General features: G+C 66.1%; 25 protein-coding genes and 1 tRNA gene. 14 read left to right on the top strand and 12 right to left on the bottom strand.

What is annotated here, in order from left to right:
* Nucleotides 1–18 precede the first annotated feature (18 nt).
* From CFB46_RS06615 to lpxC, 5 genes are all read left to right on the top strand, one after another.
* A complete protein-coding gene (locus CFB46_RS06615) occupies nucleotides 19–771 on the top strand; it encodes a cell division protein FtsQ/DivIB (protein WP_006477014.1) in 753 nt (250 codons plus the stop codon).
* A 26-nt stretch (nucleotides 772–797) separates the two neighbouring features.
* Nucleotides 798–2,030, top strand: a complete 1,233-nt coding sequence (ftsA, locus tag CFB46_RS06620) for a cell division protein FtsA (protein ID WP_006487138.1) — start codon at nucleotides 798–800, stop codon at nucleotides 2,028–2,030.
* Between the two features lie 192 nt (nucleotides 2,031–2,222).
* Nucleotides 2,223–3,419, top strand: a complete 1,197-nt coding sequence (ftsZ, locus tag CFB46_RS06630) for a cell division protein FtsZ (protein ID WP_006477012.1) — start codon at nucleotides 2,223–2,225, stop codon at nucleotides 3,417–3,419.
* Between the two features lie 188 nt (nucleotides 3,420–3,607).
* Nucleotides 3,608–4,114, top strand: a complete 507-nt coding sequence (locus tag CFB46_RS06635) for a peroxiredoxin (RefSeq protein WP_089499577.1) — start codon at nucleotides 3,608–3,610, stop codon at nucleotides 4,112–4,114.
* 241 nt (nucleotides 4,115–4,355) lie between these two features.
* Nucleotides 4,356–5,273 (top strand): UDP-3-O-acyl-N-acetylglucosamine deacetylase, encoded by a 918-nt coding sequence (gene lpxC / locus CFB46_RS06640; protein ID WP_006487145.1) that lies wholly within the window; start codon nucleotides 4,356–4,358, stop codon nucleotides 5,271–5,273.
* A gap of 80 nt (nucleotides 5,274–5,353) precedes the next feature.
* On the opposite strand, the gene CFB46_RS06645 is transcribed toward lpxC, so the two are convergent.
* Nucleotides 5,354–5,830 carry a DUF721 domain-containing protein gene (locus tag CFB46_RS06645; RefSeq protein ID WP_027783459.1) on the bottom strand — a complete coding sequence of 159 codons (477 nt, stop codon included), beginning with the start codon at nucleotides 5,828–5,830 and terminating at the stop codon, nucleotides 5,354–5,356.
* A 256-nt stretch (nucleotides 5,831–6,086) separates the two neighbouring features.
* Here CFB46_RS06645 and secA point away from each other — a divergent pair, with 256 nt between their 5' ends.
* The 4 genes from secA (at nucleotide 6,087) to CFB46_RS06670 (ending at nucleotide 11,600) form a co-directional block, all read left to right on the top strand.
* Complete coding sequence (secA, locus tag CFB46_RS06650; protein WP_027783460.1) at nucleotides 6,087–8,885, top strand: preprotein translocase subunit SecA; 2,799 nt, start codon at nucleotides 6,087–6,089, stop codon at nucleotides 8,883–8,885.
* A 144-nt stretch (nucleotides 8,886–9,029) separates the two neighbouring features.
* Entirely contained in the window at nucleotides 9,030–10,271 is a 1,242-nt protein-coding gene (gene argJ, locus CFB46_RS06660) for a bifunctional glutamate N-acetyltransferase/amino-acid acetyltransferase ArgJ (protein ID WP_027783461.1), read from the top strand.
* A 19-nt stretch (nucleotides 10,272–10,290) separates the two neighbouring features.
* Nucleotides 10,291–11,160 carry an ATP-binding protein gene (locus CFB46_RS06665; RefSeq protein ID WP_027783462.1) on the top strand — a complete coding sequence of 290 codons (870 nt, stop codon included), beginning with the start codon at nucleotides 10,291–10,293 and terminating at the stop codon, nucleotides 11,158–11,160.
* Complete coding sequence (locus CFB46_RS06670; protein ID WP_089499578.1) at nucleotides 11,157–11,600, top strand: NUDIX domain-containing protein; 444 nt, start codon at nucleotides 11,157–11,159, stop codon at nucleotides 11,598–11,600. Before CFB46_RS06665 ends, CFB46_RS06670 begins: the two co-directional genes overlap by 4 nt.
* A gap of 58 nt (nucleotides 11,601–11,658) precedes the next feature.
* Here CFB46_RS06670 and CFB46_RS06675 read toward each other — a convergent pair whose 3' ends face one another.
* The 9 genes from CFB46_RS06675 to CFB46_RS06715 all read right to left on the bottom strand — a co-directional run bounded on the left by CFB46_RS06675 (nucleotide 11,659) and on the right by CFB46_RS06715 (nucleotide 19,581).
* Nucleotides 11,659–11,859: a DNA gyrase inhibitor YacG gene (locus tag CFB46_RS06675; protein ID WP_089499579.1), complete on the bottom strand. Its 201-nt coding sequence runs from the start codon at nucleotides 11,857–11,859 to the stop codon at nucleotides 11,659–11,661.
* 28 nt (nucleotides 11,860–11,887) lie between these two features.
* The gene (gene zapD / locus CFB46_RS06680; RefSeq protein ID WP_027783465.1) at nucleotides 11,888–12,643 is read right to left on the bottom strand and encodes a cell division protein ZapD; all 756 of its coding nucleotides are present in this window, start codon (nucleotides 12,641–12,643) and stop codon (nucleotides 11,888–11,890) included.
* A 109-nt stretch (nucleotides 12,644–12,752) separates the two neighbouring features.
* Nucleotides 12,753–13,361, bottom strand: coding sequence for a dephospho-CoA kinase (gene coaE / locus CFB46_RS06685; protein WP_089499580.1), 609 nt, complete (start codon nucleotides 13,359–13,361; stop codon nucleotides 12,753–12,755).
* A gap of 1 nt (nucleotide 13,362) precedes the next feature.
* Complete coding sequence (locus CFB46_RS06690) at nucleotides 13,363–14,274, bottom strand: prepilin peptidase (RefSeq protein WP_089499581.1); 912 nt, start codon at nucleotides 14,272–14,274, stop codon at nucleotides 13,363–13,365.
* A 45-nt stretch (nucleotides 14,275–14,319) separates the two neighbouring features.
* Nucleotides 14,320–15,531: a type II secretion system F family protein gene (locus CFB46_RS06695; RefSeq protein ID WP_089499582.1), complete on the bottom strand. Its 1,212-nt coding sequence runs from the start codon at nucleotides 15,529–15,531 to the stop codon at nucleotides 14,320–14,322.
* Entirely contained in the window at nucleotides 15,528–16,805 is a 1,278-nt protein-coding gene (locus CFB46_RS06700) for a GspE/PulE family protein (protein ID WP_089499583.1), read from the bottom strand. Before CFB46_RS06700 ends, CFB46_RS06695 begins: the two co-directional genes overlap by 4 nt.
* Nucleotides 16,806–16,927: 122 nt before the next feature.
* On the bottom strand, nucleotides 16,928–18,220 hold the full coding sequence (locus CFB46_RS06705; RefSeq protein ID WP_089499584.1) for an HlyC/CorC family transporter: 1,293 nt from the start codon (nucleotides 18,218–18,220) through the stop codon (nucleotides 16,928–16,930).
* Nucleotides 18,221–18,359: 139 nt separating this feature from the next.
* Nucleotides 18,360–18,436 (bottom strand) — tRNA-Pro (locus CFB46_RS06710).
* A gap of 149 nt (nucleotides 18,437–18,585) precedes the next feature.
* Nucleotides 18,586–19,581, bottom strand: coding sequence for a polyprenyl synthetase family protein (locus CFB46_RS06715; protein ID WP_059500917.1), 996 nt, complete (start codon nucleotides 19,579–19,581; stop codon nucleotides 18,586–18,588).
* A gap of 210 nt (nucleotides 19,582–19,791) precedes the next feature.
* On the opposite strand from CFB46_RS06715, the gene rplU reads away from it, so the two are divergent.
* The 4 genes from rplU (at nucleotide 19,792) to proB (ending at nucleotide 22,899) form a co-directional block, all read left to right on the top strand.
* Nucleotides 19,792–20,103: a 50S ribosomal protein L21 gene (gene rplU, locus CFB46_RS06720; RefSeq protein WP_027783472.1), complete on the top strand. Its 312-nt coding sequence runs from the start codon at nucleotides 19,792–19,794 to the stop codon at nucleotides 20,101–20,103.
* 24 nt (nucleotides 20,104–20,127) lie between these two features.
* Entirely contained in the window at nucleotides 20,128–20,391 is a 264-nt protein-coding gene (rpmA, locus tag CFB46_RS06725) for a 50S ribosomal protein L27 (RefSeq protein ID WP_027783473.1), read from the top strand.
* Nucleotides 20,392–20,578: 187 nt separating this feature from the next.
* Complete coding sequence (gene cgtA / locus CFB46_RS06730) at nucleotides 20,579–21,691, top strand: Obg family GTPase CgtA (RefSeq protein WP_089499585.1); 1,113 nt, start codon at nucleotides 20,579–20,581, stop codon at nucleotides 21,689–21,691.
* Between the two features lie 89 nt (nucleotides 21,692–21,780).
* Complete coding sequence (proB, locus tag CFB46_RS06735; protein ID WP_027783475.1) at nucleotides 21,781–22,899, top strand: glutamate 5-kinase; 1,119 nt, start codon at nucleotides 21,781–21,783, stop codon at nucleotides 22,897–22,899.
* 95 nt (nucleotides 22,900–22,994) lie between these two features.
* On the opposite strand, the gene CFB46_RS06740 is transcribed toward proB, so the two are convergent.
* Nucleotides 22,995–23,603 carry a CNP1-like family protein gene (locus CFB46_RS06740; protein WP_089499586.1) on the bottom strand — a complete coding sequence of 203 codons (609 nt, stop codon included), beginning with the start codon at nucleotides 23,601–23,603 and terminating at the stop codon, nucleotides 22,995–22,997.
* Between the two features lie 13 nt (nucleotides 23,604–23,616).
* Nucleotides 23,617–24,261, bottom strand: a complete 645-nt coding sequence (locus CFB46_RS06745; protein WP_027783477.1) for an RNA pyrophosphohydrolase — start codon at nucleotides 24,259–24,261, stop codon at nucleotides 23,617–23,619.
* 218 nt (nucleotides 24,262–24,479) lie between these two features.
* Here CFB46_RS06745 and CFB46_RS06755 point away from each other — a divergent pair, with 218 nt between their 5' ends.
* Nucleotides 24,480–26,216: a proline--tRNA ligase gene (locus CFB46_RS06755; RefSeq protein WP_089499587.1), complete on the top strand. Its 1,737-nt coding sequence runs from the start codon at nucleotides 24,480–24,482 to the stop codon at nucleotides 26,214–26,216.
* Nucleotides 26,217–26,226 lie beyond the last annotated feature (10 nt).

Here is a 26,226-nt window from a genome sequence, read left to right on the forward strand (position 1 = left end):
GCAGGAACGGAACGACGTATGTGGAACAACGTTCGCCAACTCAACCTTGCCGCCAGCGCGCTGTACGCGCTGCTGCTGCTCGTGTTGGCGGCGGCCGGCTGCTACTGGCTGATCCAGCGCCCGACGTTCGCGCTGCGGGAAATCCGGATCGACGGCGACACCGAGCACATCAATTCGCCGACGGTGCGCGCGGGCGTGGTCGGCCGGCTGAAGGGCAATTTCTTCACGGTCGATCTCGATACGGCGCGCGCGGCGTTCGAGCAGATGCCGTGGGTGCGTCACGCGAGCGTGCGCCGGGTGTGGCCGAATGCGCTGGCTGTCACGCTCGAGGAGTACAAACCGCTCGGGACCTGGGGCAGCGATCAGCTCGTGAGCGTGGACGGCGAACTGTTCACCGCGAACCAGGGCGAGCTGGAGCAGGAACTGCCGGCGTTCGACGGCCCGGAGGGGAGTGCGAAGGAAGTCGTCACGCGGTATCGCGACTTCGGGAAATGGTTTGCGCCGCTGAAGGCGGCGCCGGAAGAAGTGACGCTGTCGGCGCGGTACGCGTGGACGGTGAAGCTGTCGAACGGCATGCAGGTGGAGCTGGGCAAGGAGCGTAACAGCGACACGCTGCATGACCGGAGCCAGCGCCTGGTCGCCGCGTGGCCGGCCGTCACGGAGCGTTGGGGCAACGACATCGAGTACGCGGATCTGCGTTATCCGAACGGATTCGCGATTCGCGCGGCAGGCATGCGGTTCCTGACCGATACCGACAAGCGCAAGAAGTAACGAGAGATCACACGCAAGAGCACTTTATGAGCAAAGACTACAAGGATCTGCTGGTTTCCCTCGACATCGGCACGTCGAAGGTGGTGGCCATCGTCGCCGAGCTGAAGGGCGAGGGTCACTACGAGGTGATCGGTCTCGGCCAGAGCGAGTCGAAGGGTCTGAAGAAAGGCGTGGTGGTGAACATCGAGGCCACCGTGCAGTCGATCCAGCGCGCGCTCGAGGAAGCCGAGCTGATGGCCGACTGCAAGATCACCAACGTGTTCACGGGGATCGCGGGCAGCCACATCCGCAGCTTCAACTCGAGCGGGATGGTCGCGATCAAGGACAAGGAAGTCACGCAGACGGACGTCGCGCGCGTGATCGAGACCGCGAAGGCGATCAACATCCCGACCGACCAGCAGGTGCTGCACATCCTCACGCAGGAATTCATCATCGACGGCCAGGAAGACGTGCGCGAGCCGATCGGGATGAGCGGCATCCGGCTGGAAGTGAAGGTGCACATCGTGACGGGCGCGGTGAGCGCCGCACAGAACATCGTCAAGTGCGTGCGCCGCTGCGGGCTGGAAGTGAACGACCTGATCCTGCAGCCGCTCGCGTCGTCGCTCGCGGTGCTGACCGAAGACGAGAAGGATCTCGGCGTGGTGCTGGTCGACATCGGCGGCGGCACGACGGACATCGCGATCTTCGCCGAAGGCGCGATCCGCCACACGGCGGTGATTCCGATCGCCGGCGACCAGATCACGAGCGACATCGCGATGGCGCTGCGCACGCCGACGCCGGATGCGGAAGACATCAAGGTCGGCTACGGGATCGCGAAGCAGGCGCTCGCCGATCCGGACGAAATGGTGGAAGTGCCGGGCCTCGGCGAACGCGGCCCGCGCACGCTGTCGCGTCAGGCGCTCGCGGCCGTGATCGAGCCGCGCGTCGAGGAACTGTTCTCGCTCGTGCAGCAGGTCGTGCGCGAATCGGGTTACGAAGAACTCCTGAGCTCCGGCGTGGTCATTACCGGCGGCGCGTCGATGATGCCGGGCATGGTCGAGCTCGGCGAGGACATTTTCCTGAAGCCGGTGCGCATCGGTGCGCCGGAATATGCGGGCGGTCTTTCCGACGTCGTGCGCAATCCGCGCTACTCGACGGCGATGGGGCTGCTCGTCGAAGGCAGTGCGCAGCGCATGCGCGGCCGCAAGGTCGCCGTGCAGTCCGGCAACGCGGGGCAGGTGTTCTCGCGGATGAAGGAATGGTTCCTGAGCAATTTTTAAGTATCCCCACGGCTCGGCATGCCGAGCCTGCCCCCTGAGGGGCCAGGAAAACCTGGGGCGGCCCGGCGTTTTCTTGGGGACAAATCGAATCGAAATTCGCGCTGGTGCCGGCGGCTGGCGCGCGACAGGGGGTTGCCCGATCTCCTGCCGAATAACGGCCGAGTAGCAGTCATTCTCTTGACGGAGGCAACAATGGAATTCGAAATGCTGGAAACCGAAACCAACGGCACCATCATTAAGGTGGTCGGCGTTGGCGGCGCTGGCGGCAATGCCGTCCAGCACATGATCAATCGCGGCGTGCAGGGCGTCGACTTCATCGTGATGAACACGGACGCCCAGGCGCTGTCGCGTTCGCGCGCATCGTCGGTGATCCAGCTCGGCAACACGGGTCTTGGCGCCGGTGCGAAGCCGGAAATGGGGCGTGCGGCAGCGGAGGAAGCGCGTGAGCGCATCGCCGACGCACTGCGCGGCGCGCACATGGTGTTCATCACGGCCGGCATGGGTGGCGGCACGGGCACGGGCGCGGCACCGGTGGTCGCGCAGATCGCGAAGGAGATGGGCATTCTGACGGTCGGTGTCGTCAGCAAGCCGTTCGAGTTCGAAGGCGGCAAGCGCATGCGCGTCGCCGAAGCAGGCTCGCAGCAACTGGAGGATCACGTCGACTCGCTGATCGTCGTGCTGAACGACAAGCTGTTCGACGTGATGGGCGACGACGCCGAGATGGACAAGTGCTTCCAGTGCGCGGACGACGTGTTGAACAACGCGGTGGCAGGTATCGCGGAAATCATCAACGTCGACGGCCTCGTGAACGTCGACTTCGAAGACGTGAAGACGGTGATGGGCGAGCAGGGCAAGGCGATGATGGGCACGGCGACGGTCGCCGGCGTCGATCGCGCGCGCCTCGCGGCGGAACAGGCCGTGGCGAGCCCGCTGCTCGAAGGCGTCGATCTGTCGGGTGCGCGCGGCGTGCTGGTCAACATCACGTCGAGCCGTTCGCTGCGCCTGTCGGAAACGCGCGAAGTGATGAACACGATCAAGAGCTACGCGGCGGAAGATGCGACGGTGATCTTCGGTGCGGTGTACGACGACGCGATGGGCGATGCACTGCGCGTGACGGTCGTGGCGACGGGTCTGGGCCGTGCGGCGAAGAAGCAGCAGTCGGCTCCGATGACGCTGCTGCGCACGGGTACGGACAATCAGCCGGTCAGCGCGGTGTCGCACGGCTATGCGCAGCCGCATCACGTCAGCACGGCCGACTACGGCGCGCTCGATACGCCGGCGGTGTGGCGCAATTCGCGCGAAACCGCGGCATCGCACGTGCAGGCGCTGCAGGAGAAGGGTGTCGACACGTACGACATCCCGGCTTTCCTGCGCAAGCAGGCTGACTGACGCAAACACAGGCGAAGCCGCGGCGAAACTGCCGCGGTATCGCCGGCGTGACGGATGCTACGGACCACGACAGGCCGCGTCGGATGCGACGCCGGGCCGGGAAAGGTGCCCTCTTCGCTCGAGCGAGGCGGGATGGGCCGCGCTGTCCGCAACACGCTGAAAAACCGTATCGCTATGAGGGACCAGCCATGATTCAAGTGGGCGACGCGCTGCCCGACGCGCAATTGTTCGAGTTCATCGACGAGGCGCGCGAAGGGTGCACGCTGGGGCCGAACGCCTGCAGCGTGCGCGACCAGGTTGCGGGAAAGCGGGTGGTGATCTTCGGATTGCCGGGCGCTTTCACGCCGACCTGCTCGGCGCAGCATGTACCGGGCTACGTCGAGCACGCCGAGCAACTGCGCGCGGCGGGGATCGACGAGATCTGGTGCGTGTCCGTCAACGACGCATTCGTGATGGGCGCATGGGGACGTGATCTGCACACCGCGGGCAAGGTGCGCATGATGGCGGACGGTAGCGCGGCTTTCACTCATGCGCTGGGGCTGACGCAGGATTTGTCCGCGCGTGGCATGGGAATTCGTTCCCTGCGCTACGCGATGGTGATCGACGGCGGTGTGGTCAAGACGCTGGCCGTCGAGGCGCCGGGCAAATTCGAAGTGAGCGATGCGGCGAGTGTTCTCGCGACGTTGACGTCCTGATCGTGCGGTGCGCCGTTGCCTTCCGGCAACGTTGCTCGCCAAGCCTCAGGGCAGTTGTAACACGGGCCGATGACCGGAAACGCCTCCGTTCCGGGCATCGGCCCGTCCCGTATCGGCGCGGGTAAACTGTCGAAACAGATTGATACGCAGTTTCAGACAGCGTTGAATAGGGAATTACGCTATAATCTCGTCTATCGAATATAACTCCTGATTGATATCTTCAATCAAGACGAAGAAGACCATGTTGAAGCAGCGCACCATCAAATCCATCGTGAAGACCGTGGGTATCGGTGTCCACTCGGGCCGCAAGATCGAGTTGACGCTCCGTCCCGCCGCCCCCGGCACGGGCATCGTTTTTTCACGCGTCGACCTGCCCACGCCGGTCGACATTCCCGCATCGGCGATGTCGATCGGCGACACGCGGCTCGCGTCGGTGCTGCAGAAGGATGGCGTGCGCGTGTCGACGGTCGAACACCTGATGTCCGCGTGTGCGGGTCTCGGCATCGACAACCTGTATGTCGACGTGACGGCCGAGGAAATCCCGATCATGGACGGCAGCGCCGCCACGTTCGTGTTCCTGATCCAGTCCGCCGGCATCGAGGAGCAGAACGCGCCGAAGCGCTTCATCAAGGTGAAGAAGCCGGTCGAAATCCGCGATGGCGACAAGTTCGCGCGTCTCGATCCGTATTTCGGCTTCAAGCTGAAGTTCTCGATCGACTTCCGCCACCCGGCCGTCGACAAGACGGGCCAGGAGCTCGAAGTCGATTTCGCGACGACGTCGTACGTGCGCGAGATCGCGCGCGCGCGCACGTTCGGCTTCGCGCACGAGGCCGAGATGCTGCGCGAGATCGGCCTGGCGCGCGGCGGCAGCATGGACAACGCGATCGTGCTCGACGAGTACCGGATCCTGAACAACGACGGGCTGCGCTACGACGACGAGTTCGTGAAGCACAAGATGCTCGACGCGATCGGCGACCTGTACGTGATCGGCCACCCGCTGCTGGCCTCGTACACCGCGTACAAGTCGGGCCACGGCCTGAACAACGCGTTGCTGCGCGAGTTGCTCGCACACGAGGACGCGTACGAGATCGTGACGTTCGACGATCCGCAGGCTGCGCCGAAAGGCTTTGCGTTCGACGCGCAGACGGCCTTCGCGTGACCGGCGTTCAGCGCAAGCGATAAAAAAGCGACCCTCGGGTCGCTTTTTTGTTGGCTGGGGGCCGCCCGCGGCCCGTGCGGTCAACGCGGCTTCGCGCCGTGCCGTGCCGCCATCCGCGCGAGCGCGGCCTGCAGCGGCGACGGTTCGAGGTGGTCGGCGAGGTCGCGCAGCGCGGCGGCGCCGGTCGAGGTCATCCGCGCCTGCTTCACCTGCGGCGGCTCCGGCGCGTCCTTCGGCCGCACGCGCACGCGCAGCGTCGTCACGGGCCAGCCGCGCTTCTGGAGATCGCCGAGCAGCCGCACTTCGACCTGTCGCAATCGGGCGGCCAGCGCATTGTGCGCGGCAAAGAGGGTCAGGGTGCCATCCTTGATGAAGCCCGGTTCGACGTGATTCGCGAGATAGTCGGGCAGGCACGCGCCCAGGTCGCGCTGCAGCGACGCGATCTGCTCGACGCCGGCGCGCAGCGCCGCGAATGCGTCGGTACGACCGAGCACTTCGGACACGGGTTGCGGGCGATAGGCGGCGAGCGGGCCGAAACGCTTGGAAAATCGGTTCATCGAGGCTTTCTTCGAGCGCGCACGCGCGCGGACGTTGCAGCCGATTGTACCCGCGCCGGCCCGCGCACGGGCGGCTTTCGCCCCCGTGCGCCCGGCTTGGGCGCGCAATGCCCGGCTGGCCGGGACGCAGGCGCACGCGTCCCCGCGTGCTAAAATTCGACGTTTGAGTCCACTAATTCGCTAAGCCGCCGAGGCTCGGGCGCCGGGGCGCGCAACACGCGCCGGGCGCCGGTGCTGCGACGCAGGATCCGATCCGATGACAACCGGTTTTCTCCAGAAAATTTTTGGCAGCCGCAACCAGCGGCTCGTCAAGCAATACCAAAAGACCGTCACGACGATCAATGCGCTCGAAACGCAGATCGAGAAGCTGACGGACGACCAGTTGCGCGGCAAGACGGACGAATTCCGCCAGCGGGTCGCGGCCGGCGAGTCGCTCGACAAGCTGCTGCCCGAGGCCTTCGCGGTCTGTCGCGAGGCGAGCCGACGCGTGCTGAAGATGCGGCACTTCGACGTGCAGATGATCGGCGGCATGGTGCTCCACTACGGCAAGATCGCGGAAATGCGCACCGGCGAGGGCAAGACGCTCGTCGCGACGCTGCCCGTGTACCTGAATGCGCTGGCCGGCCGCGGCGTGCACGTCGTGACCGTCAACGATTACCTCGCGCAGCGCGACGCCGAATGGATGGCGCGCCTGTACAACTTCCTCGGTCTGTCGGTCGGCATCAACCTGTCCGGCATGGAGCACGACCAGAAGCAGCAGGCGTACGCGGCGGACATCACGTACGGCACGAACAACGAATTCGGCTTCGACTACCTGCGCGACAACATGGTCTACGAGACCGACGCGCGCGTGCAGCGGGCCCTGAACTTCGCGGTTGTCGACGAAGTGGACTCGATCCTGATCGACGAAGCGCGTACGCCGCTGATCATTTCGGGCCAGGCCGAGGATCACACCGAGCTGTACGTGCGGATGAACGCGCTGCCGCCGCTGCTCGAGCGCCAGATCGGCGAAGAGAAGGCCGACGGCACGGGCGTCGAGAAGCCGGGCGACTACACGCTCGACGAGAAGGCGCGCCAGGTGTTCCTGACGGAATCGGGCCACGAGAAGGCCGAGCGCCTGCTCGCCGAGTGGGGCCTGATCGGCGAGGGCGAGAGCCTCTACGCGCCGCAGAACATCACGCTGATGCACCACGTATACGCGGCGCTGCGCGCCCACACGCTGTTCCACAAGGATCAGCACTACGTCGTGCAGAACGGCGAAGTGGTCATCGTCGACGAATTCACGGGCCGCCTGATGGCCGGTCGCCGCTGGTCCGACGGGCTGCACCAGGCCGTCGAGGCGAAGGAGCACGTGAAGATCCAGAGCGAGAACCAGACGCTCGCGTCGATCACGTTCCAGAACTACTTCCGGATGTACGCGAAGCTGGCCGGCATGACCGGTACCGCGGACACCGAAGCATACGAATTCAACGAGATCTACGGCCTCGAGACGGTCGTGATCCCGACCAACCGCCCGCCGAAACGGATCGACAAGCAGGACCAGATCTACAAGACGGCCAAGGAGCGCTACGACGCGGTGATCCGCGATATCCGCGACTGCTACGAGCGCGGCCAGCCGGTGCTGGTCGGCACGACGTCGATCGAGAACTCCGAACTGCTGTCGCACCTGCTGAAGCAGGCCGGGTTGCCGCACGAAGTGCTGAACGCGAAGCAGCACGAGCGTGAAGCGGCGATCGTCGCGGAAGCCGGTCGTCCGAACCGCGTGACGATCGCGACCAACATGGCCGGTCGCGGCACCGACATCGTGCTCGGCGGCAATGCCGAGAAGCAGGCTGCGTTCATCGAGGCCGACGATGCGATCCCGGCCGACGAAAAGGCGCGTCGCATCCAGAAGCTGCACGACGAGTGGGAAACGCTGCACGAGCAGGTGAAGGCCGCGGGCGGCCTGCACATCATCGGCACCGAGCGCCACGAATCGCGCCGCATCGACAACCAGCTGCGCGGCCGTGCGGGCCGTCAGGGCGATCCGGGCTCGTCGCGCTTCTACCTGTCGCTCGACGATCCGCTGCTGCGCATCTTCGCGGGCGACCGCGTGCGCTCGATCATGGATCGCCTGAAGATGCCGGAAGGCGAGGCGATCGAGGCGGGCATCGTCACGCGGTCGATCGAATCGGCGCAGCGCAAGGTCGAAGCGCGCAACTTCGACATCCGCAAGCAGCTGCTCGAATACGACGACGTGTCGAACGACCAGCGCAAGGTGATTTACCAGCAGCGCAACGAACTGCTCGAAGCGCACGACATCACCGAGACGATCACCGCGATGCGTCACGGCGTGGTTACCGAAGTCGTCCGCCAGTTCGTGCCGGAAGGCAGCATCGAAGAGCAGTGGGACGTGCCCGAGCTCGAGGAAGCGCTGCGCAACGACTGGCAGCTCGACCTCGCGATCCAGGAAATGGTGAACGAGTCGTCGTCGATCACGGCCGAGGAGATCCTCGACGCGGTGATGACGGCCGCCGACGAGCAGTACGAGTCGAAGGTCGCGATGGTCGGCCGCGAATCGTTCAGCGCGTTCGAGCGTTCGGTGATGCTGCAGACGGTCGACCGCCTGTGGCGCGAGCACCTCGCGGCGCTCGACCACCTGCGCCAGGGCATCCACCTGCGCGGCTATGCGCAGAAGAACCCGAAGCAGGAATACAAGCGCGAGGCGTTCGAGCTGTTCGCCGCGATGCTCGACGCGATCAAGCAGGAAGTCACGCGCATCGTGATGAACGTGCAGATCCAGTCGCCGGAGCAGCTCGAGGAAGCGGCCGAGCAGATCGAGGAGCGCGGCGGTCATCTCGAGAACGTCGAATACCAGCACGCCGACTACGCGGACGGCGGCGCGCCGGTGGCGAACGTCACGGCGGCCGCGGCGGCCACGGCGACGGCCGACATGGTCGGCAGCGCGATGACGCACAGCGGCCCCGGCGGCGAAATGCCGAAGGTCGGCCGCAACGACCCGTGCCCGTGCGGCAGCGGCAAGAAGTACAAACAATGTCACGGGAAGCTGTCATGATCGGCGGCGGCGCGCGTCACGCGTGCCGCGTCGTTCGCAGCTTCGAGTCAGTGATGTGAGTTGCGGCGGCCCGCGCGTGCGGCCGCCGGTTCTTCCAATCGATGCCGGCGCGTGCCGGCATTTTCCATCCGGCAGGTGTGCCCCATGGCTGTCAATTTTCCGTCGATCGATCCCGCCCAACTGCATCCCGTCGCCGGCGTCACGCTCGGCTGGGCGGAAGCGAACATCCGCAAGCCGAATCGCAAGGACGTGCTGGTCATCTCCGTCGACGAAGGTGCGACGGTCGCGGGCGTATTCACCGAAAACCGTTTCTGCGCGGCGCCGGTCACCGTTTGCCGCGAGCACCTGGCGAAGGTACGGGCCGGCGGCGCGGGCATCCGCGCGCTGGTCGTGAATACGGGCAATGCGAACGCGGGCACCGGCGAGCCGGGCCTCGTGAACACACGCGAGACCTGCACGGAACTCGCGCGTCTCGCGGGCATCGAGCCGGCGCAGGTGCTGCCGTTCTCGACCGGCGTGATCCTCGAGCCGCTGCCGATCGACCGCCTGAAGGCCGGCCTGCCGGCCGCGCTCGCGAACCGCAAGGCCGCGAACTGGTTCGACGCCGCGCAGGCGATCATGACGACCGACACGCTGCCGAAGGCGACGTCGCGCCAGGTGACGATCGACGGTCACACGGTCACGCTCACGGGCATCAGCAAGGGCGCGGGCATGATCAAGCCGAACATGGCGACGATGCTCGGCTTCCTCGCGTTCGATGCGAACGTCGCGCAGCCGGTGCTCGACACGCTCGTGAAGGAAGTGGCCGACCGCTCGTTCAACTGCATCACGATCGACGGCGACACGTCGACGAACGACTCGTTCATCCTGATCGCGTCGGGCAAGAGCACGCTGCCCGCGATCACGTCGACCGATTCGCCGGCCTATGCGGCGCTGCGCGACGCGGTGACGGACGTCGCGCAGGTGCTGTCGCAGCTGATCGTGCGCGACGGCGAAGGCGCGACGAAATTCATGACGGTGCAGGTCGAAGGCGGCAAGAGCGTCGCCGAATGCCGCCAGATCGCGTACGCGATCGGCCATTCGCCGCTCGTGAAGACGGCCTTCTACGCATCCGACCCCAACCTCGGCCGGATTCTCGCGGCGATCGGCTATGCGGGCGTCGCGGATCTCGACGTCGGCAAGATCGACCTCTATCTCGACGACGTGCTCGTCGCGAAGGCAGGCGGCCGCAACCCGGCCTACCAGGAAGAGGACGGCCAGCGCGTGATGAAGCAGAGCGAGATCACGATCCGCGTGCTGCTCGGCCGTGGCGACGCGCAGGCTACCGTCTGGACGTGCGACCTGTCGCACGATTACGTGAGTATCAACGCGGATTACCGCTCCTGATCGGGAGCGCTCGAACGACATGGACAAGCTTGAACAGTTTCTGACGCGCGCGGAAGCGCTGCTCGGCCGTCTCGAAGGGATGCTGCCGCCTGCACCGGCGGCCATCGACTGGAACGCGGCCCACGCGTTCCGCTGGCGCAAGCGTCAGGGGCGCGGTTACCTGCAGCCGGTGCCGGCCGTGTCGTCGATCACGCTCGGCGACCTGCACAACATCGATCGCCAGAAAGCGCTGATCGACCAGAACACGCGGCAGTTCGTGCAGCGCAAGCCGGCCAACAACGTGCTGTTGACCGGCGCACGCGGTACCGGCAAGTCGTCGCTGATCAAGGCGTGCCTGAATGCGTACGCGAACGACGGGCTGCGCCTGATCGAAGTCGACAAGGACGACCTGCACGATCTCGGCGATATCGTCGACCTGATCTCGCAGCGTCCGGAGCGATTCATCGTGTTTTGCGACGACCTGTCGTTCGAGGATGGCGAATCGGGCTACAAGGCGCTGAAGGTCGCGCTCGACGGGTCGATCGCCGCGCAATCGGACAACGTGCTGATCTACGCGACGTCGAACCGCCGCCATCTGCTGCCCGAGTACATGAGCGACAACGAGTCGTACAAGCATCTCCCGGACGGCGAGATTCACCCCGGCGAAGTCGTCGAGGAGAAGATCTCGCTGTCGGAGCGCTTCGGCCTGTGGGTCAGCTTCTATCCGTTCAAGCAGGACGACTACCTCGACATCGTCGCGCACTGGCTGCGTCACTTCGGCTGCCCGGATGCGGAGATCGAGACGGCACGCGGCGACGCGCTCGTATGGGCGCTCGAGCGCGGTTCGCGCTCGGGCCGCGTCGCATGGCAGTTCGCGCGTGACTGGTCGGGTCGCAAGGAGCAGGCATGAGCGCGAACTTGGCACAGGGCGCCGTGCGGGCGCCGGACGGCCGCAAGGTGACGGAAGTCGCGGTCGGCGTAATGGTGCAGCCGGACGGCCGTTATCTGCTCGCGCAACGCCTGCAGGGCAAGCCGTATGAAGGCTACTGGGAGTTTCCGGGCGGCAAGCTGGAGGCCGGCGAAAGCGTCGAGGACGCGCTTGCCCGCGAGCTCCATGAGGAACTCGGCATCGAAGTCACGGCCAGCCACCGCTGGCACACGCTCGAGCACGATTATCCGCACGCGTACGTGCGGCTCTATTTCTGCAAGGTGACGGGCTGGACGGGCGAGCCGCACAGCAAGGAAGGGCAGGCGTTCGTATGGCAGCGACTGCCGGTCGAAGTCGCGCCGCTGCTGCCGGCTGCGCTGCCGGTGCTGGCACTGCTCGAGAAGGAAGCGGCGTCGCACTGACGCCGCGGCGGCCTGCCGGAAAGGCGGGCCATATCGCGGGGGGCCGGCGTGGTGCCGGTCAGCTGTCGCGACGGCCGTCGGTGCCGTCTTCTTCCGACGACGGACCCTCGTCGGCGGCGCCCCCGATCCGGTACTTTTCCGCGGCCCATGCGCCGAGGTCGAGCTGCTTGCAGCGGGCCGAACAGAACGGACGGAACTGATTTTCAGGCGTCCAGCGCACTTCGGCGCCGCACGACGGACATTTCACGACGGTAGTCATACGAAAGCATTGATCCGGCACGCGGCCGTTACAGATTACACAGTGTCAGATGGAACGGCACGTCGATGTCCACCGCGCGCGGCCGTACATCGCCGTCCTGCATGGTGAACCGTACCCACAACATGTATTTGTTGGCGCTCGCTTCGGGAATGACGCGCAGCTCCGGCGGCACCCGTACCTGCATCAGCTGGTAGGTGCGGCCGGACAGCATCTGCTGGTAGCTGCCCTGCATCGCCATGACCTTCGACGCCTGACCCGATTCGCGCGCGAGCCGTAGCACGATCGCCGCGGCGTCACGCAACGGCAGCATCGGCAGGATCCACTTCGCGATGTCCTGGCGCCGCTGCTCGGCGGGCCATTGCTGCCACGCGTAGTACGACGGCAGGTCGAACTTGCACGTACCGCCCGGAATCACCGCGCGGCTGCGGATGCTGGCGAGCCACTCGTTGTCGACGAGGTGCTGGCCGGTCTTGCCCTGCATCTGCGCGAGATTCGCGAGCGTCTGCTCGATTTCACCGAGCACGGCCTCGAGCGCGTTCTGCTCGATGCCCGGATTGCCGCGAAAGGGGGCGAGCGTCTGGCGTTGACGTTCGAGCTCCTTCATCAGATCCGATTTCAGGTCCGCGCGGCCCGTTACCTCGGCGATTTCGAACAGCGTCGTCAACGCGACGTGGTGTTCACGCGGGTCCTCCTGAGCCAAAAAGAACGCGAAGCGCTCGAACAGATCCTCGAGACGCAACAGCGTGCGAATTCGCTCGTTGAACGGATACTCGTAAAGAATCAAGCGCGCTCGCCTCTTCGGTAGGGATTGAAACAATGAAGGACATTCTAATGCCCCCTCTCTACCCTAGCAACGCGCCAATTTCGTACACCATCACGATTGCACGCGACGCTCAGTGGGCGGCGGCCGCGAATCCGACGTAGCGTTGGTGCAGTGCATCGACCTGCGCGGCGAGCGCGGCGGGCGTGACCGTGTCATTGACGATCACGTCGTCGGCCGCCGCGAGGCGTGCTTCGCGCGTCGCCTGCCGTGCGATGATCGCTTCGACCTGTTCGCGCGTGAAACCGTTGCGCCGCATCACGCGCGCAATTTGCGTTTCGACCGGGCAGTCGACGACGAGCACGCGATCGCTGCGCGCCTTCCAGGTACCCGACTCGACGAGCAGCGGCACGACGAACATCACGTACGGGCCCCGTGCTTCGCGTGCCTCGCGATCGGTTTCCGCGCGGATCAACGGGTGCGTGATCGCTTCGAGGCGCCGGCGCGCGTCGTCGTCGCTGAAGATCAGCGTGCGCATCTTCGCGCGATCGAGCGAGCCGTCGGCGGCCACGAAGCCGCGACCGAAAGCTTGTTCGATCGCCGGCATCGCGAGGCCGCCCGGTGCGGTGATGCGATGGGCAATCAGATCGGTATCGACGAGCGATGCGCCACGGGCGCCGAACAGGTCGGCGACGGTCGTCTTGCCGCTGCCGATGCCGCCCGTGAGTCCTACGGAAAACATGTCAGCCTCCGAGCGCCGCATAGAAAGGGGTGCCGAAAAACAACGTGGCGACGCCGCCGGCCGCGAGGAACGGGCCGAACGGAATCGGCTCCTCGAAGCGCATGCGGCCGCGCCAGGTCGCGACGAGCCCGACGATCGCGCCGGTCACCGCCGCGAACAGCACGACCTGCGGCAGCGCGGCCCAGCCCATCCACGCGCCGAGCGCGGCAAGCAGCTTCAGGTCGCCGAAACCGATGCCCTCGATGCCGCGCAGCCATTTGAACAGCCAGTAGATCGACCACAGGAACAGGTAGCCGGCCATCGCGCCGATCACGGCCGAGCGCAGCGACGTGAAGGTGCCGCCGAGATTCAGCACGAGCCCGGCCCACAGCAGCGGCAGCGTCATCGAGTCGGGCAGGTAGCCGGTCCGGATATCGATCGCGCTCATCGCGAGCAGCGCCGCGCACAGCGCGAACGCGGCAAGCGCGGCGACGCTCGGGCCGAACGCCGCGAGCGAGGCGGCGGCGAGCAGTGCGCACGCGAGTTCGACGAGCACGTAACGGACGCCGATCGCATGGCCGCAGCGCCGGCAGCGCCCGCGCAGCATCAGGTAGCTGACGACCGGGATATTCTCCCAGGCGCGCAATACGTGGCCGCAATGCGGGCAGGCGCTGCGGGGGCGCCACAGATCGTAGCGCGGCGGATAGCCGTCGTCGGGCGGGGCGCTCGCGGCGCCCGTCGCCTCGGCGATCTCGGCCTGCCATGCGCGCTGCATCATCACGGGCAGCCGGTGCACGACCACGTTCAGGAAGCTGCCGATGCAAAGGCCGATGGCGACCGCGAACGCATACTGCAGCGCGGGCGGCAGCATCGCCAGCGCGAGCAGCGTGCCCTCGGGCGAATCGGAAACGGCGGACAGGTGCGCTGGCGTCATGAGGCTCAAGGTTCGGACTAAAAGGCGACAGAATCGGTTGCGATGCTACACCACGTTGCCGAGTTGAAGGATCGGCAGGTACATCGCGATCACGAGGCCGCCGACGAGGGCGCCCAGGACGATCACGATCAACGGTTCGCCGAGCGCCGCGAGCGCATCGAGGCGCGCATCGAGCTGGCGTTCGCACGACGCGGCGATGTCGGCGAGCATCGTGTCGAGCGCACCGGATTCCTCGGCGACGGCGATCGGTTGCACGACGTCGTCCGGAAAGCAGCCGGCTGAATGCATCGCATCGGCCAGACGCGCGCCGCGCAACACGCGTGCGGCGATGTGCGCGGTGGCGTGCGCGAACACCGGATGGCCGGCCGTGCGCTCGAGCGTGGCGAATGCATCGGCGAGCGGCACGCCGGCGCCGAGCAGGGTCGCCAGCGAGCGGCACCAGCGTGCGGCCGCGAACCGCTCCAGCGCGCTGCCCGCGAGCGGGGCGCGCAGCAGGCGCCGTGCGAGCGCATGACGCAGCGCGGCCGAGCGCCGAAGCGCGTGCCGTGCGACGAGCCCCGCGGCGGCCGCGCCGGCCAGCAGCACGCCACCCCATGCCGACAGCGCTGAGGACAGCGCGAGCAGTGCGCGGGTCGGTGCGGGCAGGGCGGCGCCGAAACCGTCGAAGGTCTGCCGGAAGGTTGGCACGACCCACACCATCAATGCCGCCGAGATCGCGAGCGCGAACAGGATGACGGCGGCCGGATACGCGAGTGCCGCGCGCAGCTTGCGCCATTGCGCATCGGCGCGCTCGCGGTGTTCCGCGATCCGCGTCAGCACGATGCCGAGCGAACCGGACGCCTCACCGACCTCGATCAACTGGCGATACAGCGTGCCGAACTGCGATGGATAGCGTGCGAGCGCATCGGCGAAGCGCCGGCCGCCGACGATCTCGCGCGCGAGCCCCGCGGCGATGCGCGGCACACCGTCGCGCGTGCGGGTGCGCGCGAGCATCTCGAGCGACGGCGCAAGCGGCAGGCCGGCTTGCAGCAGGCTCGCGAGCTGGCGCGTGAAGCGCGTGATGTCGCGTGCGGCCGCCACGGGCGGACGGGCCGGCCCGCGGACGTCGAGCGACAGTACCGCGATGCCGTCGCGCGCGAGCGTGGCGTGCGCGGTCGCGGCGTCGAAGGCGATGACGATTCCGCGGCGCGGCGAGCCGTCGCGATGGCGGCCGCGCCATGCAAAGCGGGTTTCGCGCGGCGGCGTGCGCATGTTCATGCCGCGGGTGTGGCGGCGACGGCTTCCGCGATGCTCGTCGTGCCGTCCATGACGCGCGCGAATGCCGCGTCGCGCAGGGTGCGCACGCCCTCGGCCGCCACGCATCGCGCGAGTTCGCCGACGCTCGCCCGCGCGACGATGCGCTCGGCCAGCCCGGGCGATACCGGCATCGTCTGGTGTAGACCGATGCGGCCGCGATAGCCGATCCCGTGACAGGCGGAGCAGCCGCGCGCGACGAACGGCCGCCATCCGGCCGCCAGCGCCGCCGGGTCGCAGCCGGCTTCCCGCAGCGCGCGTGCCGATGCGTCCGAATGCACGCGGCAGGCGACGCACAGGCGCCGGACGAGACGCTGCGCGGTGACGAGGTGCAGCGCGGCGGCGAGGTTGTACGGCGCGACGCCGATGTCGAGCAGCCGCGCGACGGCGGCCGGTGCGTCGTTCGTGTGCAGCGTCGACAGCACGAGATGACCGGTCTGCGCGGCCTTGATCGCGACATCGGCCGTCTCCGCATCGCGAATCTCGCCGACCATGATGACGTCCGGATCCTGCCGCAGCAGCGCGCGCAGCGCCGTCGCGAACGTGAGCCCCGCCTTGTCGGCGACCCCGACCTGGTTGATCCCGTCGAGCTGGATCTCGGCGGGATCCTCGACCGTGCAGACGTTGTGCGCGTCGCGATCGAGCATCTGCAGCGCGCAGTAGAGCGATAGGGTCTTGCCGCTGCCGGTCGGGCCCGTGACGAGCACGAGGCCATGCGGCGCGCGGATCGCGGCCTCCATCGCCGCCGCCTGCCGCGCGTCGAAGCCGAGGTTGGCAAGCGTGAGATCGGGCGGCAGCGTTTCGAGCCGCCGCAGCACGAGCTTTTCGCCGAACAGCGTGGGCAGCGAACTGACGCGGTAGTCGCCGCGCGTGCCGCCGTCGATCGCGATGCGCAGCCGGCCGTCCTGCGGAAGCCGCCGCTCGGCGATGTCCATGCGCGAGAGCACCTTGATCCGCGTGACGAGCGCATCGCGCAGGTGCAGCGGCGGTCGCGCCTGTTCATGCAGCACGCCGTCGACGCGCAGACGGATGCGCCAGCCGGCTTCGAACGGCTCGACGTGGATGTCCGACGCGTCGCGCACGCGCGCCGCATGGAGCGTGTCCGTCAGCAGGCGTACGGCGGGGGCATCGTCGAGCTGGGCCGCATCGAGTGCAGGGGGCGCGGCGGCGGGCGGCGCGTCGGAATGCGCGGGCGACGACTGCGTGCGCAGCGGCGCCCCGGGGGAAGGGAAATGCATGTGAGCCGGCACGCTGGCCGCCTGTTGACCGTGATGCGCAGATGATCGCGCGTCGCGGACGGCGCCGGCAGTCGGCCGTTCGGTTAGGGCCAGCGCAAGCCCGTTATCAGCGTGAACAGGCCCTAGCGCGAGGCGGCGCGTCCGGTGCGTGTGCCGCGCGGCTTGAAGAGCTTGACGGTGCGTACTGCCTGATCGTCGCTGCGCATCACTTCGAGCATCACGTCGCCGATTTTCACGCACACGTCGTCTTCCGGAATTTCCTCGAGGATCTCGAGTACCAGTCCGTTCAGCGTCTTCGGCCCGTCGGTCGGCAGTTTCAGGTGCAGCCAGCGGTTCAGTTCGCGCAGCGGCATGCTGGCCGAGACGATGCATTCGCCGTTCTCGTCCCAGCCGCCCGCGCGTTCGCTGCGCGGCATCGACGTCGTGAATTCGCCGATCAGTTCCTCGATGATGTCCTCGGGCGTGACGAGCCCTTCGAGTTCGCCGTACTCGTTGACGACGAGCGCGGTGCGCTGCCGGATTTCCTGGAAGAACTGGAGCTGCTGGACCACCGGCGTGCCCGACGGCACGTAGTACGGTTCGGCGAGCAGCGCGCGCAGCGTCTCGCGATCGAAATCCTGGTTGTGCAGCGCGGTGAGCGTCTTGCGCACGTGCAGCACACCGAGCACCTTGTCGATGTCGCCTTCGTAGACGACCAGCCGGTTGTGATAGCAGGTTTCGAGCTGATGCAGGATGTCGTCGAGCGGCGCGTAGAAGTTGAGCGACTCGATCTGGCGGCGCGGCACCATCACGTCGTCGACCGTGATGTTCTCGAGGTCGAACAGGTTGAGCAGGATGCTGCGGTGCTTGGTCGGCATGAAACTGCTCGACTCGAGCACGATGGCCCGCAGCTCGTCGGCCGACATCCGCTGGTCGCGACCCTTCTTCGTGTTGATGCGCAGCACCCACAGCACGCCGTTTGCGAGCGCATTGACGAACCAGACGACGGGCTTGAACACGCGCATCAGCGGGGCGATCACCAGGCTCGCGGGCAGCGCGATACGTTCGGGGAACGTCGCGCCGACGATCTTCGGCGCGATTTCCGCGAACACGATGATCAGGAACGCGACGATGCCGGTCGCGATCGACAGCGCGAGGTTGTTGCGGCCGAACGTGTGGAGCGCGAGCGACGTCGTGAGGACCGGGATGATCGTGTTGAACAGGTTGTTGCCGATCAGGATCACGCTGAGCAGCAAGTCAGTGCGCGTGAGCAGCCCCTGCGTGGTTTTCGCGCCGAGGGCGCCCTGGCCGGCGAGATGCTTCAGCCGATGGCGATTGAGCGCCATCATCGCGGTCTCGGAAATGGAAAAGAAGCTGGAACAGAGGAGAAGCAGGAAGACGGCGCCGATTTGCGCCCATAAGGGAATTTGGTCCACGCGTTGGAAAGGGCAGTGAAGGACAGGGATGGGGGAAATATAGCAGAGGCCGGCGACCGCGATGTGTCGCGCGCGACACGGGGCTCGCGGCGGCCGGACGAAAAAAAACCGTGCACGCGGTGCACGGTTTTTTTAAATCTGGTCGGGGTGAGAGGATTCGAACCTCCGGCCTCTACGTCCCGAACGTAGCGCTCTACCAGGCTAAGCTACACCCCGATTTTTGCTCCTCGGACTTCGCCGTCTTCGTGAAGATTTTCTGCGTCGTCTCAAGCAAGAACGTAACTATAACGATGTTTTTTCTAAAAGGGAATACTTGGACGAAGAAAATTTTCGAGACAAGACATCGCTTCCCGTTCGCGGCGTGTTTACGATTGACGCGACGTCGAATACGAGCACAACCCGAGCAGGCTTTCCTTGTAGATCGAATCGGGAAACGCGGCAATCGCCGCGGCCGCCGCCTGCGCTTCCTGGCGTGCGCATTCGAGCGTGTGATCGAGTGCGCCCGAGCGCGTGATCGCTTCGAAAATCGTGTCGAAGCGATCGGTGCCGCCCTGTTCGATCGCCTCGCGTGCGAGCGCCGACTGTTCGGGCGTGCCGCGCTCGATCAGATAGATGAGCGGCAGCGTCGGCTTGCCTTCGCGGAGATCGTCGCCGGCATTCTTGCCCATCGCCTCGGCGGTACCTGCATAGTCGAGCCAGTCGTCCATGATCTGGAACGCGGTGCCGATCCGGCGGCCGTATTCGGCGGCGGCGGCCTCGGTCGGCGCATCGGCGCCCGCGAGCACCGCACCCAGCCGCGCCGACGCCTCGAACAGCTTCGCCGTCTTGTAGCGGATCACCTGCATGTAGCGCGCCTCGTCGACGTCCGCGTCGTGCATGTTGAGGAGCTGCAGCACCTCGCCTTCCGAAATGATCGTCGTCGCTTCGGACAGGATTTCCATCACGCGCATCTTGCCGACGCCGACCATCATCTCGAACGAGCGCGAGTAGAGGTAATCGCCCACCAGCACGCTCGCCGCGTTGCCGAACAGCGCATTGGCAGTCTGGCGGCCGCGGCGCAGCTCGGATTCGTCGACGACGTCGTCATGCAGCAGCGTGGCCGTGTGGATGAACTCGACGACGGCGGCCAGCACGTGCCGCTGGTGCGACGTTTCGCCGAGCGCGCCGGCGACGAGCAGCAGCAGCGCCGGACGCAGCCGCTTGCCGCCCGCACCGATGATGTACTCGGCGATCTGGTTGATCAGCAGCACGTCGGACGCGAGGCTTTGCCGGATAACGCGATTCACCTGCTCCATGTCGCTGGCGATCGGGGCGAGCAGGTGGGCGGCGCTGAGGGTGGGGGAGGCGGTGGACGACGACATGATGATGGAATTGGGTGATGCCGCGGATTATAAGTCGAATCCGCGATATGCCGGTCTGTCAGACGCGCCGCGGCGCGATTTTTGGCCGTCCGGCCGAGGCCCGCGCGCGGCAATCGTCGATCGGCTTTGACTTGGGTGCTAAGCCCATGTATAATCACGTGTTTTCCGCGCGTGGTGTGCGGAAAAATTGGATCCAGAGTGAGGTTCTCAATGTACGCGGTCATAAAAACCGGCGGCAAGCAGTACAAGGTTGCCGTTGGCGAAAAACTCAAAGTAGAACAGATACCGGCTGACATTGACGCTGAAATCACGCTCGACCAGGTTCTCGCAGTGGGCGAAGGCGAATCGATTAAGTTCGGTGCGCCGCTGGTCAGTGGGGCTTCCGTCAAGGCCACCGTTGTGTCGCACGGTCGTCATGCCAAGGTCACCATCTTCAAGATGCGTCGCCGGAAGCACTACCAAAAGCATGGCGGCCACCGCCAGAACTACACTGAGCTGCGCATCGACGCGATCAATGCGTAAGCGCCTCGGTTAAGGAGCAATCAGATGGCACACAAAAAGGCAGGCGGCTCTTCCCGGAACGGCCGCGACTCCGAGTCGAAACGTCTCGGCGTGAAAGTGTACGGCGGCCAGGCGATCAATGCCGGCGGCATCATCGTGCGTCAGCGCGGTACGCGCATGCACGCTGGCGAGAACGTCGGCATGGGCAAGGATCACACCCTGTTCGCGCTGATCGACGGTCACGTCAAGTTCGCGACGAAGGGCGCGGACAAGAAGCATCTGGTCATCGTCGTCCCGGCGGCTGCCTAAGTTTAGGCACTCACGGGCTTCGTAGCCGAAAGGCCCCGCAGTCTTCGCGGGGCCTTTTTTATTGGGTCGCCGGGCGCATTTGCGTGCCGGCGACCCTCGCGCAACCGGCATGCGATCGGCCGAACGGCAGATTGTTCAAGCGTGCCGGCGCGCGGCACAATAGCGGAAATACTGGGCGGAGTGACGAATGAAGTTCATTGACGAAGCACGAATCGAAGTCATCGCCGGCGACGGAGGCGATGGCAGCGCGTCGATGCGCCGCGAGAAATTCGTCCCGTTCGGCGGGCCGGACGGTGGCGACGGCGGCCGGGGCGGCAGCGTTTACGCGATCGCCGACCGCAACATCAACACGCTGATCGACTACCGTTACGCGAAGAAGCACCTCGCGCGCAACGGCGAAAACGGTCGCGGCTCGGATTGCTACGGCAAGGGCGGCGACGATGTCACGCTGCGCATGCCGGTCGGCACGGTCATCAGCGACATGGATACGGGCGAGCTGATCGCCGATCTGACCGAGCACGACCAGCAGGTGATGCTCGCGCAGGGCGGCGCCGGCGGTCTCGGCAACCTGCATTTCAAGTCGAGTACGAACCGCGCGCCGCGCCAGAAGACGGACGGCAAGCCGGGCGAGCGGCGCATGCTGAAGCTCGAGCTGAAGGTACTCGCCGACGTCGGCCTGCTCGGCATGCCGAACGCGGGCAAGTCGACCTTCATCTCGTCGGTGTCGAACGCGAAGCCGAAGATCGCCGACTACCCGTTCACGACGCTCGCGCCGAATCTCGGCGTGGTGCGTGTCGGCCCGAGCAAGAGCTTCGTGATCGCCGATATCCCGGGGCTGATCGAAGGTGCCGCCGAAGGCGCGGGCCTCGGGCACCAATTCCTGCGTCACCTGCAGCGTACCGGCGTGCTGCTGCATCTGGTCGATCTCGCGCCGTTCGACGAAAGCGTCGATCCGGTCGCGGAAGCGACGGCGATCGTCGGCGAACTGCGCAAGTACGACGAGGCGCTCTACGAGAAGCCGCGCTGGCTCGTGCTCAACAAGCTTGACATGGTGCCGGAAGACGAGCGCGAGGCGCGCGTCGCCGATTTCCTCGACCGCTTTGGTTGGGACGGCCCCGTGTTCGAGATCTCGGCGCTGACGGGCCAGGGCTGCGAAGCGCTGTGCTACGCGATCTACGACTACCTCTCCGAACATTCGGACGCGCATCGCGCGGCGGAAGAGGAGGATCTCGCGGCGGACGTGCGTTTCCGCGATGCGCCGCCGGCGAAGGGCGGTGCGGCGCCGGACGACGACGCCTGAACGGTGCGTAACGCGCCGGGCGTGCCGCCCGGCGTTGGCGTTCAATCGCGCCCGGCCGGGCAGGCATCAGATACAGGAGACAGTGCAGGATGCGTTCGATCATCGCGGATTCGAAGCGATTGGTGGTGAAGGTGGGCTCCAGCCTCGTGACCAACGACGGCAAGGGGCTCGATCATGCTGCAATCGGCCGCTGGGCCGCTCAGATCGCTGCGCTGCGTGCGCAGGGTAAGGAAGTCGTGCTGGTCAGTTCGGGCGCGATTGCCGAAGGCATGCAGCGGCTCGGCTGGAGCAAGCGCCCGCGGGAAATCGATGAACTGCAGGCTGCGGCCGCGGTCGGCCAGATGGGGCTCGCGCAAGTCTACGAAAGCCGCTTCACCGAGCACGGCATCCGCACCGCGCAGATCCTGCTCACGCACGCCGATCTGGCCGATCGCGAGCGCTACCTGAATGCGCGATCGACGCTGCTCACGCTGCTGCGGCTCGGCGTCGTGCCGATCATCAACGAGAACGACACGGTCGTCACCGACGAAATCAAGTTCGGCGACAACGACACGCTTGGCGCACTCGTCGCGAACCTGATCGAAGGCGATGCACTGATCATCCTCACGGACCAGACCGGGCTGTTCACGGCCGATCCGCGCAAGGACCCGAACGCGACGCTCGTCGGCGAAGCCAATGCGGGCGCACCGGAGCTCGAGGCGATGGCGGGCGGGGCCGGTTCGAGTCTCGGTCGCGGCGGGATGCTGACGAAGATCCTCGCGGCGAAGCGTGCGGCGCACAGCGGCGCGAATACCGTGATCGCGAGCGGCCGGGAGGCCGACGTGCTCGTGCGTCTGGCGGCCGGCGAGGCGATCGGCACGCAACTGATCGCACGTACCGCGCGGATGGCGGCACGCAAGCAATGGATGGCCGACCACCTGCAGGTGCGCGGCCACGTCGTGATCGACGCGGGCGCGGTCGAGAAGCTGACGGCCGGCGGCAAGAGCCTGCTGCCGATCGGCGTGATCGACGTGCAGGGCGCGTTCGCGCGCGGCGAGGTCATCGCGTGTGTCGGCCCGGACGGGCGCGAGGTCGCGCGCGGGCTCACGAACTACAGCAGCGCGGAAACGAAGCTGATTCACCGCAAGCCGAGCGGCGAGATCGAGACCGTGCTCGGCTACATGCTGGAGCCCGAACTGATTCATCGCGACAACCTCGTGCTGGTGTGATCGCCGGCCGAATGCCATCGTTCAAATGAAAAAGCCCGCGCGATGCGGGCTTTTTTGTGCGGCGGGACGATACGGGCGGCCCGCATCGCGTGCCATCAGCGCAACTGCGTCATCGCGGTGCGGTGGAACCGGATGTTTTCGAGAATCTGCCGGGTCGAGCCCTGCGGCATCTTGTTCGAGCAGAAATAGTCCTGGTAGAGCGCGGAGTGGTAGGCGTTCAGCTCGCCGTTCTCGATGCGCCGCCAGTCGTTCTCGACCGTGCGATCCCAGCCGTTGTGGTCGGAGTTCAGGCCGGCGTACTGGCGCCATTCGTAGGTGTCGCAGCGGATGCCTTCGTAGTTCACGTTGCGCGCACCGGCCGGGCTCGTGATGACGACTGCGTAGCGCACGACGCCGTCGGTGCCGACTTCGAGCGACTTCGCATCGACGAAGAACTTGAGCGGCGTGTTCTGCGACACGTTGAACGGCAGCAGATCGCCCGTTTGCGGCAGCGGGGGCAGCGTGTCGACGGCGTTTTCCTTCCAGGTTCCCTGACGGTCGAGCAGGTACACGAACTCGCTGTCATCCTTGTTGGACGGCGCTTTCGAGTTCGCGCAGCCGGCCAGGGCGGCCACCGCGGCGATCGATGCGAGCGCGAGAGCAATCGCTTTCAATATGCATTCCTCGTAAAAAAAGGGCGCGACACCAAGGTCGCGCCCGGTCATGCAGTCCGACTCGTCATTTGCCGACGATCACCTGGGGCGGCATCTCGTCGAGCGTGCTCGCCTCCATTTCAATCTCCGAACAGACCACCGATGTGTCGACAATCGTCAGCGTCTGGGCCTGTGCGCCAATGACGCGCGGATAGCGCGACACACGCGGCCCGCGCGGCTTCTCGGCTCGCTGCGCCGGGCGGCGCAGGAAGCGCGACAGTTCCGTCAGCGCCAACTGATAGACATCCCGCTTGAACTCGATCACCGCATCGAGCGGCACCCAGTACTCGTTCCAGCGCCACGCATCGAACTCCGGGTGGTCGGTCGCGCGCAAGCAAATGTCGCAATCGCGTCCAACCATCCGCAGCAGGAACCAGATCTGCTTCTGGCCGCGGTAATGACCGCGTACTTCGCGTTTGATGAACTTGTCAGGCACCTCGTAACGCAACCAGTCGCGGGTGCGGCCGATTATCTTGACGTGTTCCGGATGCAGGCCCGTTTCCTCGTGCAGCTCCCGGTACATCGCCTGCATGGGGGTCTCGCCGTACTTGATCCCACCTTGAGGAAACTGCCAGGAATGCTCGCGGAGCCGCTTGCCCCAAAACACCTCGTTGCGCGCGTTCAAGAGGATGATGCCGACGTTCGGGCGAAAGCCTTCACGATCCAGCATACAACCACCTTCGAATCCTTTAAAATTGCTTTGATTATAAACAGATAACGGGCGCTGCGCACCGTGACGGAGCGAATCCGCACGGGGTACACCGGCTGAATTGTCCCTGATTAGTCTGCTACGTCATCTGCGCCATCGTTGTTCGCGGCGCGCAGCTTTTTCACCTTGAAACTTTTTCGGGCGCCCCGCGTTGGGGCGCCGTTTTTGGAACCGTCCGCATGAAAGCTTCCCGTTTCTTTATCGGCACCCTGAAAGAGGCACCCGCCGACGCAGAGATCGTCAGCCACAAGCTGATGGTCCGCGCCGGCATGATCCGTCGCGTCGCCGGCGGCATCTACAACTACCTGCCGGTCGGCCTGCGTTCGATTCGCAAGGTCGAGGCGATCGTGCGCGAGGAAATGAACCGGGCGGGCGCCATCGAGCTGCTGATGCCGGCCGTGCAGCCGGCCGAGCTGTGGCAGGAGTCGGGCCGCTGGGAGCAGTACGGCCCCGAGCTGCTGCGCTTCAAGGACCGCAAGGACAACGATTTCGTGATCGGGCCGACGCACGAGGAAGTCGTCACCGACATCGCGCGCAACCAGATCAAGAGCTACCGGCAGATGCCGGTGAACTTCTACCAGATCCAGACGAAGTTCCGCGACGAGATCCGTCCGCGCTTCGGCGTGATGCGCGGCCGCGAATTCATCATGAAGGACGCGTATTCGTTCGACAAGGATGCGGCGGCCCTGAACGAGTCGTACCGCAAGATGTACGACGCGTACGTGCGCATCTTCACGCGCCTCGGCCTCGAGTTCCGGGCGGTCGCGGCCGACAGCGGCTCGATCGGCGGCAACTTCTCGCACGAGTTCCACGTGATCGCCGACACCGGCGAGGACGCGATCGCGTACTGCCCGACCTCCGAATTCGCGGCGAACGTCGAGGCGGCCGAAGCGCTGCCGCTGATTGCCGAGCGCGCGGCGCCGGCCGAAGCGATGGAAAAGGTCGCGACGCCCGGCAAGGCGAAGTGCGAGGCCGTCGCCGAACTGCTGGCCATCCCGCTCGAGCGCACGATCAAGTCGATCGTGCTCGCGACCGACAACGAAGGCGCCGAGCCGACCATCTGGCTCGTGATGCTGCGCGGCGATCACGACCTGAACGAGATCAAGGTATCGAAGCTGCCGGGCCTGCAGAACCACCGCTTCGCGACCGAGCAGGAAATCGTCGAGTGGTTCGGCACGCCGCCGGGCTACCTCGGCCCGGTGGGCACGAAGAAGCCCGTGAAGGTGATCGCGGACCGCACGGTCGCGAACATGAGCGACTTCGTCGTCGGTGCGAACGAGGTCGACTATCACATCGCCGGCGTGAACTGGGGCCGCGACCTGCCGGAGCCGGAAGTCGCCGACGTGCGCAACGTGAAGAAGGGCGACCCGTCGCCGGACGGCAAGGGCGCGATCGACATCTGCCGCGGCATCGAAGTCGGCCACGTGTTCCAGCTCGGCACCAAGTACTCGGAAGCGATGGGCGCGACGTTCCTCGACGAGTCGGGCAAGCCGCAGCCGATGCTGATGGGCTGCTACGGCGTCGGCATCACGCGTATTCTCGGCGCGGCGATCGAACAGAACTTCGACGATCGCGGCATCATCTGGCCCGAGTCGATCGCGCCGTTCGAGGTCGTGCTGTGCCCGATGGGCTATGACCGCAGCGACATGGTGCGCGAGACGGCCGACAAGCTGTACGCGGAACTCGTCGCGGCCGGCATCGACGTGATCCTCGACGATCGCGGCGAACGCCCGGGCGTGATGTTTGCGGACTGGGAACTGATCGGCGTGCCGCATCGCCTCGTGATCGGCGAGCGCGGCCTGAAGGAAGGCAAGATCGAGTACCAGGGCCGCCGCGACGCCGAAGCGACGCTGCTGCCGGCCGACACGGCCGCGGCGACGGTCGCGGAGAAGATCCGCGCCGCGCTCGCGCACTAAGCGCGGCGAC

It is taken from the genome of Burkholderia sp. HI2761 (assembly GCF_002223355.1).
In the GTDB taxonomy this organism is placed as follows: Bacteria; Pseudomonadota; Gammaproteobacteria; order Burkholderiales; family Burkholderiaceae; genus Burkholderia.

Excerpts from the sequence above, each read along its gene's own strand:
- proB (WP_027783475.1), top strand. The coding sequence starts at position 21,781 with ATGCGTTCGATCATCGCGGATTCGAAGCGATTGGTGGTGAAGGTGGGC.
- rpmA (WP_027783473.1), top strand. The coding sequence starts at position 20,128 with ATGGCACACAAAAAGGCAGGCGGCTCTTCCCGGAACGGCCGCGACTCC.
- CFB46_RS06690 (WP_089499581.1), bottom strand. The coding sequence starts at position 14,274 with ATGACGCCAGCGCACCTGTCCGCCGTTTCCGATTCGCCCGAGGGCACG.
- CFB46_RS06700 (WP_089499583.1), bottom strand. The coding sequence starts at position 16,805 with ATGCATTTCCCTTCCCCCGGGGCGCCGCTGCGCACGCAGTCGTCGCCC.
- CFB46_RS06715 (WP_059500917.1), bottom strand. The coding sequence starts at position 19,581 with ATGTCGTCGTCCACCGCCTCCCCCACCCTCAGCGCCGCCCACCTGCTC.
- CFB46_RS06665 (WP_027783462.1), top strand. The coding sequence starts at position 10,291 with ATGGACAAGCTTGAACAGTTTCTGACGCGCGCGGAAGCGCTGCTCGGC.
- CFB46_RS06635 (WP_089499577.1), top strand. The coding sequence starts at position 3,608 with ATGATTCAAGTGGGCGACGCGCTGCCCGACGCGCAATTGTTCGAGTTC.
- coaE (WP_089499580.1), bottom strand. The coding sequence starts at position 13,361 with ATGTTTTCCGTAGGACTCACGGGCGGCATCGGCAGCGGCAAGACGACC.
- lpxC (WP_006487145.1), top strand. The coding sequence starts at position 4,356 with ATGTTGAAGCAGCGCACCATCAAATCCATCGTGAAGACCGTGGGTATC.
- CFB46_RS06740 (WP_089499586.1), bottom strand. The coding sequence starts at position 23,603 with ATGACCGGGCGCGACCTTGGTGTCGCGCCCTTTTTTTACGAGGAATGC.
- rplU (WP_027783472.1), top strand. The coding sequence starts at position 19,792 with ATGTACGCGGTCATAAAAACCGGCGGCAAGCAGTACAAGGTTGCCGTT.
- CFB46_RS06675 (WP_089499579.1), bottom strand. The coding sequence starts at position 11,859 with ATGACTACCGTCGTGAAATGTCCGTCGTGCGGCGCCGAAGTGCGCTGG.
- CFB46_RS06670 (WP_089499578.1), top strand. The coding sequence starts at position 11,157 with ATGAGCGCGAACTTGGCACAGGGCGCCGTGCGGGCGCCGGACGGCCGC.
- CFB46_RS06755 (WP_089499587.1), top strand. The coding sequence starts at position 24,480 with ATGAAAGCTTCCCGTTTCTTTATCGGCACCCTGAAAGAGGCACCCGCC.
- CFB46_RS06745 (WP_027783477.1), bottom strand. The coding sequence starts at position 24,261 with ATGCTGGATCGTGAAGGCTTTCGCCCGAACGTCGGCATCATCCTCTTG.
- ftsA (WP_006487138.1), top strand. The coding sequence starts at position 798 with ATGAGCAAAGACTACAAGGATCTGCTGGTTTCCCTCGACATCGGCACG.
- cgtA (WP_089499585.1), top strand. The coding sequence starts at position 20,579 with ATGAAGTTCATTGACGAAGCACGAATCGAAGTCATCGCCGGCGACGGA.
- CFB46_RS06695 (WP_089499582.1), bottom strand. The coding sequence starts at position 15,531 with ATGAACATGCGCACGCCGCCGCGCGAAACCCGCTTTGCATGGCGCGGC.
- argJ (WP_027783461.1), top strand. The coding sequence starts at position 9,030 with ATGGCTGTCAATTTTCCGTCGATCGATCCCGCCCAACTGCATCCCGTC.
- CFB46_RS06615 (WP_006477014.1), top strand. The coding sequence starts at position 19 with ATGTGGAACAACGTTCGCCAACTCAACCTTGCCGCCAGCGCGCTGTAC.
- secA (WP_027783460.1), top strand. The coding sequence starts at position 6,087 with ATGACAACCGGTTTTCTCCAGAAAATTTTTGGCAGCCGCAACCAGCGG.
- CFB46_RS06645 (WP_027783459.1), bottom strand. The coding sequence starts at position 5,830 with ATGAACCGATTTTCCAAGCGTTTCGGCCCGCTCGCCGCCTATCGCCCG.
- ftsZ (WP_006477012.1), top strand. The coding sequence starts at position 2,223 with ATGGAATTCGAAATGCTGGAAACCGAAACCAACGGCACCATCATTAAG.